The organism is Pseudomonas sp. Z18(2022) (genome assembly GCF_036346535.1).
In the GTDB taxonomy this organism is placed as follows: Bacteria; Pseudomonadota; Gammaproteobacteria; order Pseudomonadales; family Pseudomonadaceae; genus Aquipseudomonas; species Aquipseudomonas yamanorum_A.
Genome location: NZ_JAOTOA010000060.1, coordinates 1 through 1,555 on the forward strand (window position 1 = coordinate 1; position 1,555 = coordinate 1,555).

1 pseudogene is annotated in these 1,555 nt (G+C 59.1%); it reads left to right on the top strand.

The window, feature by feature from the left end:
* Positions 1-1,555, top strand: a pseudogene (locus V3W39_RS33565) (type IV secretion protein Rhs); the annotation flags it as partial.

Genomic DNA, 1,555 nt, shown 5'->3' on the forward strand with positions numbered 1-1,555 from the left:
AGATAACGGTGCCGGTCAAGGGTTATTGCTGCGGTATGACCGCGGACACATCGTCGCCGTCGACTATCAGGTGCAGCGGGAACTGGACTGGGTTACCGAGCAGAACGTTGTTTCCTACACGTACGACGACGCCTGGCGGTTGATTGAGGCGACCAACGCTGTAGGCGAAAGCGAACGTTATCGGTACGACGATCAGCAGGTGATTCTGGAGCGGCAACTGGCCGGTGGGGCGAGTTTCTTCTGGGAGTGGGAACGGTCCGGTAAATCTGCAAGGTGTATCCGCCACTGGGCCAGCTTCTCCCAGATGGACACGCGGTACGCCTGGGACGACAACGGCAGCGTCACCGTGCACAACGCCGATGGCAGCCAGGAAGTCTACGTCCACGACCAGCGCGCGCGGCTGGTGCAACGGATTGATCCGGACGGTGCCGAGCACTTCAAATCCTACGATGACAAAGGCCGGCTGACAGTCGAGCAGGATCCGCTCGGCGCGGTGACGGCGTATCAGTACGACGAAGCCGGTCGGTTGATTGCGCTGTTTCCCGGGGATGATGCGCCCACGTCCTACGAGCATGACAACGGTTTCGTGCGGGTTGTGCGGCGTGGTGACGCCGTCTGGAAATATCTGCGTAACGATCAAGGCGATATCACCCGCAAGACCGATCCGGACGGTAACTACACCGAATACACCTACACTAAACACGGAAAACTCTCCGGCGTCTGGCACCCGGACAACAGCCGTCAGCGATTTATCTGGAATGAACGTGGCCAGCTTATCGAGGAGAAGCTGGCGAGTGGCGGTGTGCGGCGTTATCGCTACAACGACCTGGGCCGGCAGGTGGCCTGTGTGGATGAGCACAGTGCGCTGACCCAGTATCAGTGGGACGCCGTAGGGCGTTTGCTGAAGGTGATTCAGCCCGGTGGTGCCACTCGCGAATTCAGCTACAACCCGTACGGAAAAATCACTGCCGAGCGCGATGAACTGGGTCGGGTTACCCGATACGAGTATGCCGACGGCCTGCACCTGATCAGCCGTCGGATTAATCCCGACGGCACACAGCTCAAATACCGCTACGACAATGTCCGGTTGTTACTGACCGAGATTGAAAACGAGGTTGGCGAAACCTATAGGCTCGACTATCACGCCAACGGCCTGATCCAGCAGGAAACCGGCTTTGATGGGCGCCGTACGGCTTATGTCTACGACCTCGCCGGGCATCTGCTGGAAAAGACCGAATACGGCGACGATGGTAGTCAACTGGTTACCGGTTATCAGCGAGACAGCGCCGGCCGCCTTGTACGAAAAACCCTGCCCGACCGCAGCATTGTCGATTACACCTACGACCGCCTCGGCAATCTCCTCAGCGTCGACGACGGCCATTGGCCGCTGCACTACGAATACGACCTGCAAAACCGCCTCACCGCCGAACATCAGGGCTGGGGCACCTTGCGCTATGGCTATGACGAATGCGGTCAGCTCAACTATCTGCGCCTGCCCGATAACAACCGCCTCACCTTCCATCACGACAAAGGCGGCGACCTTGCCACCATCGAG